This is a genomic window from Streptomyces sp. NPDC001903 (assembly GCF_042891345.1).
Classification (GTDB): Bacteria; Actinomycetota; Actinomycetes; order Streptomycetales; family Streptomycetaceae; genus Streptomyces.
On the sequence record NZ_JBIASZ010000006.1, the window covers coordinates 312,776 to 326,237 of the forward strand.

The following is a 13,462-nucleotide window of genomic DNA, read 5'->3' on the forward strand; positions in this document are numbered from 1 at the left end:
GGGGCGCAGTTCGTTAAACCCGAGTTTTCGAGAGGGCTGAACCGCTCCCATGGCGAAGATCCTGAAGTTCGACGAGGACGCCCGTCGCGCCCTCGAGCGCGGCGTCAACAAGCTGGCCGACACGGTGAAGGTGACGATCGGCCCCAAGGGCCGCAACGTCGTCATCGACAAGAAGTTCGGCGCCCCCACCATCACCAACGACGGTGTCACCATCGCTCGCGAGGTCGAGCTGGACGACCCGTACGAGAACCTGGGCGCGCAGCTCGTGAAGGAGGTGGCGACCAAGACCAACGACATCGCGGGTGACGGCACCACCACCGCCACCGTGCTGGCCCAGGCGCTGGTCCGCGAGGGCCTGCGCAACGTCGCCGCCGGCGCCTCCCCGGCCGCCCTGAAGAAGGGCATCGACGCCGCGGTCAAGGCCGTGTCCGAGGAGCTCCTCGCGACCGCCCGCCCGATCGAGGATAAGTCCGACATCGCCGCCGTGGCCGCGCTCTCCGCGCAGGACCAGCAGGTCGGCGAGCTCATCGCCGAGGCGATGGACAAGGTCGGCAAGGACGGTGTCATCACCGTCGAGGAGTCCAACGCCTTCGGCCTGGAGCTGGAGTTCACCGAGGGCATGGCCTTCGACAAGGGCTACCTCTCGCCGTACATGGTCACCGACCAGGAGCGTATGGAGGCCGTCCTCGACGACCCGTACATCCTGATCAACCAGGGCAAGATCTCCTCCATCCAGGACCTCCTGCCGCTGCTCGAGAAGGTCATCCAGGCCGGCGCCTCGAAGCCGCTGCTGATCATCGCCGAGGACGTCGAGGGCGAGGCGCTCTCCACCCTCGTCGTCAACAAGATCCGCGGCACCTTCAACGCGGTCGCCGTCAAGGCCCCCGGCTTCGGCGACCGTCGCAAGGCGATGCTCCAGGACATGGCCACCCTCACCGGTGCCACCGTCATCGCCGAGGAGGTCGGCCTCAAGCTCGACCAGGCCGGTCTGGACGTGCTCGGTTCCGCGCGCCGCGTGACCATCTCCAAGGACGACACGACCATCGTCGACGGTGGCGGCAGCCACGACGAGGTCCTCGGCCGCGTCAACCAGATCAAGGCCGAGATCGAGTCCACCGACTCGGACTGGGACCGCGAGAAGCTGCAGGAGCGCCTGGCGAAGCTCGCCGGCGGCGTCTGCGTCATCAAGGTCGGCGCCGCCACCGAGGTGGAGCTCAAGGAGAAGAAGCACCGCCTCGAGGACGCCATCTCGGCGACCCGCGCCGCGGTCGAGGAGGGCATCGTCTCCGGCGGTGGCTCCGCGCTCGTCCACGCCGTGAAGGTGCTGGAGGGCAACCTGGGTCTGTCCGGCGACGAGGGCACGGGTGTCGCGGTCGTCCGCCGCGCCGCCGTCGAGCCGCTGCGCTGGATCGCCGAGAACGCCGGTCTCGAGGGTTACGTCATCACCTCGAAGGTCGCCGAGCTCGACAAGGGCCAGGGCTTCAACGCCGCCACCGGCGAGTACGGCGACCTGGTCAAGGCCGGCGTCATCGACCCGGTCAAGGTCACCCGCTCCGCGCTGGAGAACGCCGCTTCCATCGCCTCCCTGCTGCTCACGACCGAGACCCTGGTCGTCGAGAAGCCGGCCGAGGAAGAGGCCGACGCCGGTCACGGCCACGGTCACGGGCACAGCCACTGATCGCGCCCCACACTGAGAAGGCCCCGTTCCGCATCGGCGGAACGGGGCCTTCCCGTAGGCGGGGTGACGTCACATCGCGCCCAGTTCCCTCATCAGGCGCATGGCGTCGTAGTGCCACCAGCCTTCCTTGATCATTCCGTCCTCGCACCGGAAGACCGTCGTGCCGGTCATCGTGCAGTCCTTGCCGGTCGGGGCGATCCCCATGAACTCGCCCGTGTGCCGTCCCCGCCAGGTCCACATCGTGGTGACGTAGTCGTCCTGCGCCATCTGGGCGTCCTGGGTGAAGGTGAAGTCGAAGGCGGCGCGCCACATCCCGACGTCCTCGCGGATACCCTCGCGGCCGATCTTGTCCACGGGGTTGCTGATGTCGTGGTCCAGGTAGTCCGCCGCGAAGATCTCGTCCACGACGGACATGTCGCCCTTCACGGCGACCTCGTCGAACATGCGGCTCGCGAGCAGTGTGTTGAGGTGCTCGTCGCGGACGACGTCCAGGTTGGTGAACCGGGGCATCCCGTCGCAGAGGGCCATCATCTCCTGGAACATCGTGTCCGTCTCGGGGAGGTGAGAGTTCTTCATGGCCGCTTCGTACGACGGGAATTCGACGATGTCGAGGAAGTGGGTGTCGGATTCCCGGTCCCGGCCCACCACCGAGTGGGACACGGTGCGCTTGCCCTTCGTCTTCGCCAGGTACCGGTCGATGACCTCGTTGACGGCCTCGGGCTTGCTGGTCTCGTAATCGACTATTTGTACGAATGTCATGGCGTACTCCCGCGCTGGATGGGACACGTCCAGTTTAGGGAGATTTCACCCGCTCGGCCGGTTTCGAGAGCGGCCCAGCCGCCCGTCGCCCGGATTTCCGGGGATCCGCCGGGTGTCCACGGGGATCCGCCGGGCGTCTACTGGGGGCCGTACTTGCGGCCCGTGCGCGAGGACACCCCGCCCAGCAGCCCGCGCGGGGTCAGCTTCACGAGACCCATCAGCGCCTTGTATCGCGGGTCCGGGATCGAGACCGTCTTCCCGCGCGCCAGGTCCTCCAGCGCCGCCGCCACCAGCTTGTCCGCGTCCAGCCACATCCAGTTGGGGATGTTGTCCGTGCCCATGCCGGCGCGCTGGTGGAACTCGGTGCGGACGAAGCCGGGGCACAGTGCCATCAGCCGTACGCCCGATCCGGACAGGTCCCGCGCCGCGCCCTGCGTGAACTGGACGACCCAGGCCTTGCTCGCCCCGTACGTCCCGCGCGGCACGAAGGCCGCCACCGAGGCCACGTTGACGACGCCGCCGCGGCCGCGCGAGCGCATCGACTCGGTGGCCGCCGAGGTCAGCCGCAGGACGGCCTCGATGTGCACCTTCAGCATGGTCAGCTCGTCGGTCATGGAGACTTCGAGGTAGCGGCCCTTGTTGCCGAAGCCCGCATTGTTGACCAGCAGGTCCACCGGGTGCGTACGGTCGCCCAGGCGCCGCTCGACCGCCGCGATGCCCTCGTCGGTGGACAGGTCGGCGGCCAGCACCTCGGCCTCGATGCCGTGCCGGTCGTGCAGCTCGGTGGCCTGCTCGCCGAGCCGCGACACATCGCGGGCCACGAGCACGAGGTTGTGGCCCTGGGCGGCGAGCCGCCGGGCGAATGCGGCGCCGATGCCCGCCGTGGATCCCGTAATCAACGCAGTCGTCATAGGCGCAACCTAGCCGCCCCCGGCGACAGCTCAAGGGGAGCCCGCCGGGCGGTACACCTTCGTGATCGTCGGCGGCGCGCACCGTCGCTTCCCGCTGCGGAACCGCTACTTCCGGCTACGAAAGCCCCTGCTCGTGGCCGTGTGCGCCGCTACTTCCGTCCTACTGCCCGTACTTCTCCAGGTGGGCGAGGGCCATCTCGTGCCACTGCGGAGCCATCGCCGCGCCCGCCGCACGCGTGCGCGCGAGCAGCGACCGCTCGGTGGTGAAGGCCCGGAACCAGAGCTCCACCGTCACGTCGTGGTCCGGGCGGTGGACGATCTCGACGCGGTCGCCGGGGGAGACCGGCCCCTCCTGGACCACGCGCAGGTACGCACCCGGGCGCGCGGCCCGCGTGTACCGCTTGACCCAGCCCTTCTCGCCGAGGGCGCCCTGGAAGGTGCGGCACGGGATGCGGGCCGAGGCCACTTCGAGGACGAGCCCGCCCGAGCCGACCCGCCAGCGCTCGCCGAGGCGCGCGCCCGTCAGCTCCAGTCCCGAGGTGGTGAGGTTCTCGCCGAAGAGCCCGGCGGGCAGTTCGCGGTCCAGCTCGCCCTCCCACCAGTCGAGGTCCTCGCGCGCGTAGGCGTAGACGGCCTGGTGGTCCCCGCCGTGGTGGCGCAGGTCGCAGACGGCGTCGCCCTCGAGGCCGCTGGCGCCGATGCCCTTGGGCCCGGGCGGGAACACGTGGACCGGACCGGGGACGGGGCGCTTGCCGATGCCGGTCAGCCCGCCCTCCGCGTCGGTGTGGTCGACGGCCGTCGCACGGCCGAGGTTCACGGAGACGATGCGCGGGGCGGCAGCGGGCGCGCCGGGAGCAGTGGGGGCCATGCGGGCCACGGTAATCCAGCCTCCTCAAAGAGGCGAGGGAATATTCGCGCTTCGCTCAAAGCCTGGCTTATGCTCAAAGGATGATCGAGGCACGTCATCTCCGGGTGCTGCGCGCCGTCGCCGGCACCGGCTCCTTCTCCGCCGCCGCCCGCGAGCTCGGCTGCACCCAGCCCGCCGTCTCCCAGCAGATGAAGGCGCTGGAACAGTCGGCCGGCACCCCGCTGCTCGTCCGCGCCGGCCGCGAGATGCGGCTGACCCAGGCCGGTACGGCCCTGGTCCGGCACGCCGCCGGGATCCTCGCCGGGCTGACCGCCGCCGAGGAGGAGGTCGCCGCCATCGCCGGGCTGCGCGCGGGCCGGGTCCGGCTGGTGTCCTTCCCCAGCGGCAGTTCCACGCTGGTGCCGACCGCGCTGGCCGCGATGCGCGCCGAGCATCCCGGCACCCGGATCTCGCTGGTCGAGGCGGAGCCGCCGCGGTCGGTGGAGATGCTGCGCGAGGGCGACTGCGATCTGGCGCTGGCCTTCCGGTACGGCTCGGTGTCCCCGGCGGCCTCCGGTTCGGCCGCCGAGGGCGAGTGGGAGGACCTCGTGGTGCGGCCGCTGCTCACGGACCGGCTCGTCGGGCTGGTCCCCGAGGGGCACCGGCTGGCGGGGGCCGAGCGGGTGGGCATGGCGGAACTGGCCGACGAGCCCTGGATCGCGGGCTGTCCGCGCTGCCGCCGCCACCTGGTGGAGGTGTGCGAGGAGGTGGGCTTCACCCCGCGCATCGACTTCGCGACCGACGACTACCCGGCCGTGGTCGGCCTGGTCGGCGCCGGGCTCGGCGTCGCCGTGCTGCCGGAGCTGGCGGTGGAGTCCGTACGGGCCAAGGGCGTGAGCACGGTGGCCGTGGAGCCGGCGGTGGAGCGGGAGGTCGTGGCGCTGACCCTGCCCGACCTGGCGCGCGTACCGGCCGTGGCGGCGACCCTGGCCGAGCTGGAGCGGGCCGCCACGCGCTGACCGTACGGCGCACGGCGTCGACTCGACGTGGCGCGGTACGGCCGATCGCGTGACGTTCCCGGTCGGTTCGGCTCCGCGAGCAGGCTGGTGAAACGTTCCTTCGTACGTTTCGTCGCCTCGCGGATCAGTGCGGCGGAAGGGGTCCGATCGTGCTCGAAGCGGGGATCAGGCGGTGGCGCGCGCGTCCCATCAGCTCTTCGCGCTCATCCTCGGTGAGACCGCCCCACACCCCGTAGGGCTCGCGGACGGCCAGTGCGTGCGCGGCGCATTCCGAGCGCACCGGGCATCTCATGCAGACCTCTTTAGCCGAGGCCTCGCGCGCACTCCTCGCCGCGCCCCGCTCGCCTTCCGGGTGGAAGAAGAGGGAGCTGTCGACCCCCCGGCAGGCGGCCAGCAGCTGCCAGTCCCAGAGGTCGGCGTTCGGTCCGGGGAGGCGGGAGAAATCTGCCATGGGTAGTCCTCTTGGTGCCGGTACTGAGACGGATACGGTCCAAGTCTCCACACCTACTGTCGTAGTAGATGTAAATATGACTCATTGGGAATCTAGCCTCAGACACGTGCCAAACGGAAGAAAAGCCGCCAAATAGGGCATAGCTCCAGATGGAGGACACGCCGAGAGTGGCACCCGCGTCGTGATCGCTTCCTCACGTAGAGTGCCGAAGGTGTCCGTCCGACCCGTAACTCTTTCGAGTGACCATCGTTGAGAGTGCGAAGGCGGTTGAACCAAGAAGTTCTCGGACAGGTGTCCGGGGGCATCGACCGCACAGGTGACGATACGTACCAGCCTGGAGGCTCAAGGTGACGCGCATCAGCAGCTGCGGAGGGCGGTCATGACTTCCGTCCTCGTCTGCGACGACTCCCCGCTTGCCCGAGAGGCGCTCCGTCGCGCGGTTGCCACCGTGCCCGGCGTCGAGCGTGTGACGACGGCTGCCAACGGCGAGGAAGTCCTCCGCCGCTGGGGTGCCGACCGCTCCGACCTGATTTTGATGGATGTACGGATGCCGGGGCTGGGCGGTGTGGAGACGGTGCGCCGGCTGCTCTCGGCCGATCCGGGCGCCCGCATCATCATGCTGACGGTCGCCGAGGACCTGGACGGGGTGGCCCTCGCGGTCGCCGCCGGAGCCCGGGGCTATCTGCACAAGGACGCCTCGCGCGCCGAACTGCGGGCCACGGTCACCCAGGCCCTCGCCGACCCGACCTGGCGACTGGCCCCGCGCCGGCTCCGCTCGGCCGAGATGGGCGCCGCGCCCACGCTCACCGCGCGCGAGATCCAGGTGCTGGAGGGCATGAGTCACGGTCGGTCCAACGCGGAGATCGGGCGAGAGCTCTTCCTCTCCGAGGACACGGTCAAGACGCACGCCCGCCGGCTGTTCAAGAAGCTGGGCGCCTCGGACCGGGCGCACGCCGTGGCGCTCGGGTTCCGCTGGGGCCTGGTCCGCTGACCGCGAGGCCGCAGGCCGGACGCTGAGAGCGGTCCCGTCCGCCACCGGCGGGCGGGGCGGCGCGCGGTGCGCCCGGCCGCCTGCGGCCGTCCCCGGCCTTCCCCGCGCGTGCCCGTCGTGCGCCCGCCGCGGCGTCGTCCGATTCCGTCCCGCCGTACCCGGTGCGTACCCGGGGACGGGCGGGGCACAATCGGGGGACGTGTCGCTTCGCGCGCGATGCCGCATGCTTGAGGTGTGGCGCATTTTCTGGGATGGGGCCTCGGGGAGTATTCGGTCGAGCGGGAGGGGAGGGTGCAGTGACGAGCTCAGGCGCACCCGCTCATAACGCTTCGACGCACAACACGGGCCGTGGCGGCGCGAATGCTCCGGCGCCAAGGCACCATGGATTGATGCGCGACGACGAGGCCCAGGGGTCACCCACGGCCACAGGCTCCACCGGCGCCGCCAAAAGCGGCAGCGCCGGGGCCGTCAGCGCGCTCGTACGCCGAGCGGTCGAGGGTGACGAGCAGGCGACGCACGACCTGCTCGCCTTCGTGCACCCGCTCGCCATCCGCTACTGCAGAACCCGGCTCTCGCGGCTCCCGGGCGACGCCCGCCACTTCGTGGAGGACCTCGCGCAGGAGGTCTGCGTCGCCGTCCTGATGGCGCTGCCGCGCTACCGGGACACCGGCCGGCCCTTCGAGGCCTTCGTCTTCGCCATCGCCGCGCACAAGGTCGCCGACCTGCAGCGGGCCGCCATGCGCCATCCGGGCAGTACGGCCGTGCCCTCCGACGAGATGCCGGAGCGGCCGGACGACTCGCTGGGCCCGGAGGAGCGGGCGCTGCTGAGCAGCGACGCCGCCTGGGCCAAGAAGCTGCTGGCCAACCTTCCGGAGAACCAGCGCGAGCTCCTCGTCCTGCGGGTGGCGGTCGGCCTGACGGCCGAGGAGACCGGGCAGATGCTCGGGATGTCCCCCGGCGCGGTGCGGGTGGCGCAGCACCGCGCGCTCAGCCGGCTGCGCGCGCTCGCCGAGCAGTGAGATTCGTAGGAACAGACGAATCTTCTGCTTGACCTTGGTCGTGGAATGAGACGCGTCGGGATCCCGTTAGCATGGACATCCGCGCTGAGCAAGACCATTTGGGAAGGTGTCATGACCGCCGACGGAGTGCCCGACAAATTCGCCACGCTCGGACTGACCTACGACGACGTCCTGCTGCTGCCGGGCGCGTCGGACATGGCGCCCGACGAGATCGACACCTCTTCCCTCATCTCGCGCAACGTCCGCGTGAACGTCCCGCTGCTGTCCGCCGCCATGGACAAGGTCACCGAGGCCCGCATGGCCATCGCGATGGCCCGCCAAGGCGGCGTCGGCGTACTGCACCGCAACCTGTCGATCGCCGACCAGGCCAACCAGGTCGACCTGGTCAAGCGCTCCGAGTCCGGCATGGTCACCGACCCGATCACGGTGCACCCCGACGCGACGCTCCGCGAGGCCGACCAGCTCTGCGCGAAGTTCCGCATCTCCGGCGTCCCGGTCACCGACTCCGCGGGCAAGCTGCTCGGCATCGTCACCAACCGCGACATGGCCTTCGAGTCGGACCGCAGCCGCCAGGTGCGCGAGGTCATGACCCCGATGCCGCTGGTCACGGGCAAGGTCGGCATCTCCGGCGTGGACGCCATGGAGCTGCTGCGCCGCCACAAGATCGAGAAGCTGCCGCTGGTCGACGACGCGGGCATCCTCAAGGGCCTCATCACGGTCAAGGACTTCGTCAAGGCCGAGAAGTACCCGAACGCGGCCAAGGACAAGGACGGGCGCCTCCTGGTCGGCGCCGCCGTCGGCGTCGCCGGCGACGCGTACGACCGCGCCCAGGCGCTGATCGAGGCGGGCGCCGACTTCATCGTCGTCGACACCGCCCACGGCCACTCCCGCCTGGTCGGCGACATGGTCGCCAAGATCAAGTCGAACGCCTCCGTCGACGTCATCGGCGGCAACGTCGCCACCCGCGACGGCGCCCAGGCGCTGATCGACGCCGGCTGCGACGGCATCAAGGTCGGCGTCGGCCCCGGCTCCATCTGCACCACCCGCGTCGTCGCCGGCATCGGCGTCCCGCAGGTCACCGCCATCTACGAGGCCTCGCTCGCCGCGAAGGCGGCCGGCGTCCCGGTCATCGGCGACGGCGGCCTGCAGTACTCCGGCGACATCGCGAAGGCGCTCGTCGCGGGCGCCGACACGGTGATGCTCGGCTCGCTGCTCGCGGGCTGCGAGGAGTCCCCGGGCGAGCTGCTCTTCATCAACGGCAAGCAGTTCAAGTCCTACCGCGGCATGGGCTCGCTCGGCGCGATGCAGTCCCGCGGCGACCAGCGCTCCTTCTCCAAGGACCGCTACTTCCAGGAGGGCGTGGGCGGCGACGACAAGCTCATCCCCGAGGGCATCGAGGGCCAGGTCCCGTACCGCGGCCCGCTCTCCGCGGTCGTGCACCAGCTCGTCGGCGGCCTGCGCCAGTCGATGTTCTACGTCGGCGGCCGCACGGTGCCGGAGCTCCAGGACCGCGGCCGCTTCGTCCGCATCACCTCGGCGGGCCTCAAGGAGAGCCACCCGCACGACATCCAGATGACGGTCGAGGCGCCGAACTACAGCCGCAAGGGCTGAGCCCACAGCGAGCGAAGGGGGCGGGTCCGGCCGGACCCGCCCCCTTCGCGTTGCGTCCGTACAGCGGTCACCGGAACGCGGGGCGCCGGGGTTCGGGGATACTGGACGGGCAGACCCAGAGGAAAGGCCACCACACGTGACTGAGATCGAGATCGGGCGCGGCAAGCGCGGCCGCAGGGCGTACGCGTTCGACGACATCGCCATCGTCCCGAGCCGGCGTACGCGGGACCCGAAGGAGGTCTCGATCGCCTGGCAGATCGACGCCTACCGCTTCGAGCTCCCGTTCCTCGCCGCCCCCATGGACTCGGTCGTCTCCCCGCAGACCGCCATCCGCATCGGCGAGCTCGGCGGCCTCGGCGTGCTGAACCTCGAAGGCCTGTGGACCCGGTACGAGGACCCGCAGCCGCTGCTCGACGAGATCACGGAGCTGGACGAGGACGCCGCCACGCGCCGTCTCCAGGAGATCTACTCCGCCCCGATCCAGGCGGACCTGATCCGCCGGCGCATCAAGGAGGTCCGCGACTCCGGTGTCGTGACCGCCGCCGCGCTCTCCCCGCAGCGCACCGCCGAGTTCTCCAAGGCCGTCGTCGACGCGGGCGTGGACATCTTCGTGATCCGCGGCACCACCGTGTCCGCGGAGCACGTCTCCGGCGCCGCCGAGCCGCTGAACCTCAAGCAGTTCATCTACGAGCTCGACGTCCCGGTCATCGTCGGCGGCTGCGCCACCTACACCGCGGCCCTGCACCTGATGCGCACCGGCGCGGCCGGCGTCCTCGTCGGCTTCGGCGGCGGCGCCGCGCACACCACGCGCAACGTGCTCGGCATCCAGGTCCCGATGGCCACCGCCGTCGCGGACGTGGCCGCGGCCCGCCGCGACTACATGGACGAGTCCGGCGGCCGCTACGTGCACGTCATCGCCGACGGCGGCGTGGGCTGGTCCGGCGACCTCCCCAAGGCCGTCGCCTGCGGCGCCGACGCCGTGATGATGGGCTCCCCGCTGGCCCGTGCCACCGACGCGCCCGGCAAGGGCCACCACTGGGGCATGGAGGCCGTCCACGAGGACGTGCCGCGCGGCAAGAAGGTCGACCTGGGTACGGTCGGCACCACCGAGGAGATCCTCACCGGGCCGTCGCACACCCCGGACGGCTCGATGAACCTCTTCGGCGCGCTGCGCCGCTCGATGGCCACCACGGGCTACAGCGAGCTCAAGGAGTTCCAGCGGGTCGAGGTCACGATCGCGGACTCGCAGCACAGCCGCTGACCCGTACGCCGTACGTGCGCGAAGGGCCGGCTCCTCGGATCGGGAGCCGGCCCTTCGGCGTTCGGTTCAGTTCAGGCCCTGCTTGCGGCGGCGCACGAGGATGCTCCAGGGGATCACGAACACCGCCGAGAGGATCAGGCAAGCGAACAGGAAGCGCGCGTCCTCGGCGGGGATGCCTCCGTCCCCGGCGGTCCGGGTCGCCACGTAGGCGAGCAGCGCGGTGAAGCCGCCCACCAGGACCGCGGGGATGCCGAGGACCCACAGCAGCACGGTGAACCAGGTGTGCCGGGCCGTGCCGGGCTCGGCCTTCGGGGCGGTCTTGCGCGGCTGCGGGATGCGCTCCGGATCGCGCGGCGGCATGCGGACCACGGAGGCGGCCGGGACCACGCGGTCCAGCGCGGCGAGTTCGGCCGCGGTGACGTGGAACAGGGTCGGCTCGATGGTGAGGGTGAAGCCGTCGGCGCCCACGAGGTGGCGGGCGCCGTCGGGGTAGACCTGCATCAGCGTGCAGTCGGCGTACGGGATGGTGACCTGGCCCCGCGGCGCCACGAGGCTGATGCCCTCCCTCCCGAGGAGCAGGGAGCCGTTGCCCTCATTCACGGCGGAGTAGCGCCGTCCGGTGGCGATCCCGGCGGACTCGGTGGGCGCTGCCGCCAGGCCCGCCCAGTCCACGCCCCGGCCGGGCACCTGCATCAGGGCGTCGTCCCACACGGCGCGCGCGACCCGGTGGAGGTCGGCGACGGTGACCGCCTCGATCTCGGCCCTGGCCTCGGCGGCGGTGAGGTTGCGGTGGCGCAGCAGCAGGTTCATGGCGTGCCCGGGAAGCAGGCAGGCGGCGAGCTCCGGCGTGTCGAACTGCGCCAGCGCGGAGGCCCGTACGGCGTCCAGGTCGGCCTGGTCGATCCGGCCGGCCCGCAGCTTCGCGAACACGTCGATGAACGCGCCGACCAGGGCGTCCTGCTTCTGCGGGAGGGCGTCGGCCATCGCGGTGACGGTCGCGGAGTCGGTGTCGCGGGAGGAGTAGTCGGCGGTCGCGGTGTACGAGTAGCCGCTCTTCTGGCGCAGCTCGCGGAACAGCTCCTTGCCCAGGACCTCGGCGAACAGCCCCGCCTCGGTGGAGCGGGGCACGACGGCGGTCAGGACGACCCCGCCGTCGTCGCCCTGGAAGTAGGCGGGGGTGACGGGCAGCGCGGAGGTGGCGGCCGGGGCCGGGTGCCACGCGCCGGTCGGGAGCGTGAGGTCGAGGCCCTCGGGGACGCGGTCGCCGGTGATCCACAGGACGGCGTTCTCGGCGGTGAACCGGGTCCGCGCCCACGCGCGGACGTCGTCCGCGGTCAGGCGGTGCAGGCCCGCCTCGGCGTAGCCGACGAGTCCGTACGAGCGGGATCCGTAGCGCCACAGGGCGGCGGCCTGGCCCGGGCCGTGGCTCCTGCCGGCGGCCTCGGTGCGCAGGATCTCCTTCTCGGTCTCCAGCCGGTCCATCGGCAGGTCGCGCAGCGCCGCGCACACGCCGTTGAGGTACTCGACCACGTCGGCGGGGGTGCCGGTGACGTGGAAGTGGGTGTACGTGGCGGCGGTGGCCCCGTTGTAGTGCAGGTCGCCGAGGCCGTGCCGGTGCAGGGCGAGGTGCTCGACCAGATGGGTGATGCCGCTGGTGGCGAGGGTCTCGTCGGCGCGTCCGACGCGGAAGAGGAGCCCGGCGGTGAGCAGTCCCGAGCGGGGGGCGAGGACGGTGCGGATGCCGTCCACCGTGGTTTCGGTGATGCCGTCGGTGTCGGTCGCGGAGGCGGTTTCGTGCGTGGTCATGGTGTCCCTCGGCCCTTCGCCAGGGCGGTCTTGCGGTGGCGGACGAATTCGGCTTCGTGGTCGTAGCCGCCGAGGTAGCCCCACGGGAACTCGCTCGCACGGTCGCCGAGGGCGCGGAAGTGCGGAGCGGCCTCGGCGTGCCGGCCGGCCGCGCAGTGGGCGGCGGCGAACGCGCTGTGCGCGCCGACGAGCTGGAACGCGTCGGCGCGGGCGGCGGGGTGCAGGACCGAGCGGGCGGCGGCGTCGAGGAGGGCCTGGTGGGCGTCCGCACCGCGCAGATACGTTTCTGCGACCTTGTCGCCCTGCTTCTCCCGCAGCTCCAGGTAGTGCTCCATCTGCGCGATGGCGACCAGGGCGCCGTTCGGGCCGCCGGGCGGCGCGGCCTTCGCGCACTCCTCGGCGAAGCCGTGCGCGGACTCCCAGCTGCCGCCCCACTTGGGGCAGATCTGCTGGAGCAGCTGCTGCTGGCCGCTGTAGTGGTGCGGGTGGTGCTCGGCGAGCCGCTCGTAGCGGCGCCGGGTTTCGCCCGCGCCGAGTTGGAGGCCGCGCGAGGTGATGACGCGCAGGTACCAGGCGAGGGCGTGGTCGGGGTACTCGGCGCAGACGTCGATGAGCAGGATCTCGGCGCGCCGAAGGAAGGCGTGGAACTGCTGGAACTGCTCCCGCGAGACGTGCTGGGCCCGGTGGCCCGTGCGGATGCCCCAGCCGATCTGGATCAGCCGGTCGGCGAGCAGGGTCCGGGCGAGCGGATCGCGCGGGTCGCCGGCCATGGCCTGGTTGAGGAACGGCTCGGCGTTCTGCTGTTCGGCGACGACGCGGCAGGCGAGGGCACGGTCGTCCTCGTCGGTGAGCGCGGCGAAGGAGCCGGCGACGGCGTCCCAGTTCCGGCCGTGGACGTGGCCACGCAGGGTGGTGAGGGCGGGGATGCGGTCGGCGGGTTCGAACACGGGCCGGCCGAGCGGAGGATGAGCGGACACGCGGCGGATCATATGGCCGGTGATCAAGCCGTCAACAGGGGTTTGATCGCGATCGTGCCTGCTCAGCGCTGTGCGGCGGGCCGGCCGCACAGCCGGCCGACGGGCATGGCCGCGACGCCGGGCGGCCGCGCT

12 protein-coding genes are annotated in these 13,462 nt (G+C 71.4%); 6 read left to right on the forward strand and 6 right to left on the reverse strand.

Features of this window, described 5'->3' with window-relative positions:
• The first annotated feature begins 49 nt into the window (after positions 1-49).
• Positions 50-1,678, forward strand: a complete 1,629-nt coding sequence (gene groL / locus ACFYZS_RS16875) for a chaperonin GroEL (protein WP_389012362.1) — start codon at positions 50-52, stop codon at positions 1,676-1,678.
• A gap of 69 nt (positions 1,679-1,747) precedes the next feature.
• Here the strand turns inward: groL and ACFYZS_RS16880 are convergent, their stop codons facing one another.
• The 3 genes from ACFYZS_RS16880 to ACFYZS_RS16890 all read right to left on the reverse strand — a co-directional run bounded on the left by ACFYZS_RS16880 (position 1,748) and on the right by ACFYZS_RS16890 (position 4,216).
• Positions 1,748-2,437 (reverse strand): ester cyclase, encoded by a 690-nt coding sequence (locus ACFYZS_RS16880; protein ID WP_389012365.1) that lies wholly within the window; start codon positions 2,435-2,437, stop codon positions 1,748-1,750.
• A 137-nt stretch (positions 2,438-2,574) separates the two neighbouring features.
• On the reverse strand, positions 2,575-3,348 hold the full coding sequence (locus ACFYZS_RS16885; RefSeq protein ID WP_389012368.1) for an SDR family NAD(P)-dependent oxidoreductase: 774 nt from the start codon (positions 3,346-3,348) through the stop codon (positions 2,575-2,577).
• A gap of 160 nt (positions 3,349-3,508) precedes the next feature.
• The gene (locus tag ACFYZS_RS16890; protein WP_389012371.1) at positions 3,509-4,216 is read right to left on the reverse strand and encodes an MOSC domain-containing protein; all 708 of its coding nucleotides are present in this window, start codon (positions 4,214-4,216) and stop codon (positions 3,509-3,511) included.
• A gap of 80 nt (positions 4,217-4,296) precedes the next feature.
• Here ACFYZS_RS16890 and ACFYZS_RS16895 point away from each other — a divergent pair, with 80 nt between their 5' ends.
• Positions 4,297-5,214 carry a LysR family transcriptional regulator gene (locus ACFYZS_RS16895; protein WP_389012374.1) on the forward strand — a complete coding sequence of 306 codons (918 nt, stop codon included), beginning with the start codon at positions 4,297-4,299 and terminating at the stop codon, positions 5,212-5,214.
• Positions 5,215-5,338: 124 nt separating this feature from the next.
• Here the strand turns inward: ACFYZS_RS16895 and ACFYZS_RS16900 are convergent, their stop codons facing one another.
• Positions 5,339-5,665, reverse strand: coding sequence for a WhiB family transcriptional regulator (locus ACFYZS_RS16900; RefSeq protein ID WP_030864318.1), 327 nt, complete (start codon positions 5,663-5,665; stop codon positions 5,339-5,341).
• A 379-nt stretch (positions 5,666-6,044) separates the two neighbouring features.
• Between ACFYZS_RS16900 and ACFYZS_RS16905 the strand changes: the two genes are divergently transcribed.
• From ACFYZS_RS16905 to ACFYZS_RS16920, 4 genes are all read left to right on the forward strand, one after another.
• Positions 6,045-6,656: a response regulator transcription factor gene (locus ACFYZS_RS16905; protein WP_003948568.1), complete on the forward strand. Its 612-nt coding sequence runs from the start codon at positions 6,045-6,047 to the stop codon at positions 6,654-6,656.
• A gap of 389 nt (positions 6,657-7,045) precedes the next feature.
• Positions 7,046-7,675, forward strand: coding sequence for a sigma-70 family RNA polymerase sigma factor (locus ACFYZS_RS16910; RefSeq protein ID WP_030864315.1), 630 nt, complete (start codon positions 7,046-7,048; stop codon positions 7,673-7,675).
• Between the two features lie 111 nt (positions 7,676-7,786).
• Positions 7,787-9,286: an IMP dehydrogenase gene (gene guaB / locus ACFYZS_RS16915; RefSeq protein ID WP_389012377.1), complete on the forward strand. Its 1,500-nt coding sequence runs from the start codon at positions 7,787-7,789 to the stop codon at positions 9,284-9,286.
• Positions 9,287-9,422: 136 nt separating this feature from the next.
• A complete protein-coding gene (locus ACFYZS_RS16920; protein ID WP_389012380.1) occupies positions 9,423-10,547 on the forward strand; it encodes a GuaB3 family IMP dehydrogenase-related protein in 1,125 nt (374 codons plus the stop codon).
• 66 nt (positions 10,548-10,613) lie between these two features.
• Here the strand turns inward: ACFYZS_RS16920 and ACFYZS_RS16925 are convergent, their stop codons facing one another.
• On the reverse strand, positions 10,614-12,353 hold the full coding sequence (locus ACFYZS_RS16925; RefSeq protein ID WP_389012383.1) for a M16 family metallopeptidase: 1,740 nt from the start codon (positions 12,351-12,353) through the stop codon (positions 10,614-10,616).
• A complete protein-coding gene (locus tag ACFYZS_RS16930; RefSeq protein WP_389012385.1) occupies positions 12,350-13,330 on the reverse strand; it encodes a hypothetical protein in 981 nt (326 codons plus the stop codon). Before ACFYZS_RS16930 ends, ACFYZS_RS16925 begins: the two co-directional genes overlap by 4 nt.
• Between the last annotated feature and the right edge of the window lie 132 nt (positions 13,331-13,462).

What these genes read in the sequence shown, in the direction of transcription:
- ACFYZS_RS16880 (WP_389012365.1), bottom strand. Translation starts at nt 2,437, where the DNA reads ATGACATTCGTACAAATAGTCGATTACGAGACCAGCAAGCCCGAGGCC.
- ACFYZS_RS16885 (WP_389012368.1), bottom strand. Translation starts at nt 3,348, where the DNA reads ATGACGACTGCGTTGATTACGGGATCCACGGCGGGCATCGGCGCCGCA.
- ACFYZS_RS16910 (WP_030864315.1), top strand. Translation starts at nt 7,046, where the DNA reads ATGCGCGACGACGAGGCCCAGGGGTCACCCACGGCCACAGGCTCCACC.
- ACFYZS_RS16905 (WP_003948568.1), top strand. Translation starts at nt 6,045, where the DNA reads ATGACTTCCGTCCTCGTCTGCGACGACTCCCCGCTTGCCCGAGAGGCG.
- ACFYZS_RS16895 (WP_389012374.1), top strand. Translation starts at nt 4,297, where the DNA reads ATGATCGAGGCACGTCATCTCCGGGTGCTGCGCGCCGTCGCCGGCACC.
- guaB (WP_389012377.1), top strand. Translation starts at nt 7,787, where the DNA reads ATGACCGCCGACGGAGTGCCCGACAAATTCGCCACGCTCGGACTGACC.
- groL (WP_389012362.1), top strand. Translation starts at nt 50, where the DNA reads ATGGCGAAGATCCTGAAGTTCGACGAGGACGCCCGTCGCGCCCTCGAG.
- ACFYZS_RS16925 (WP_389012383.1), bottom strand. Translation starts at nt 12,353, where the DNA reads ATGACCACGCACGAAACCGCCTCCGCGACCGACACCGACGGCATCACC.
- ACFYZS_RS16900 (WP_030864318.1), bottom strand. Translation starts at nt 5,665, where the DNA reads ATGGCAGATTTCTCCCGCCTCCCCGGACCGAACGCCGACCTCTGGGAC.
- ACFYZS_RS16890 (WP_389012371.1), bottom strand. Translation starts at nt 4,216, where the DNA reads ATGGCCCCCACTGCTCCCGGCGCGCCCGCTGCCGCCCCGCGCATCGTC.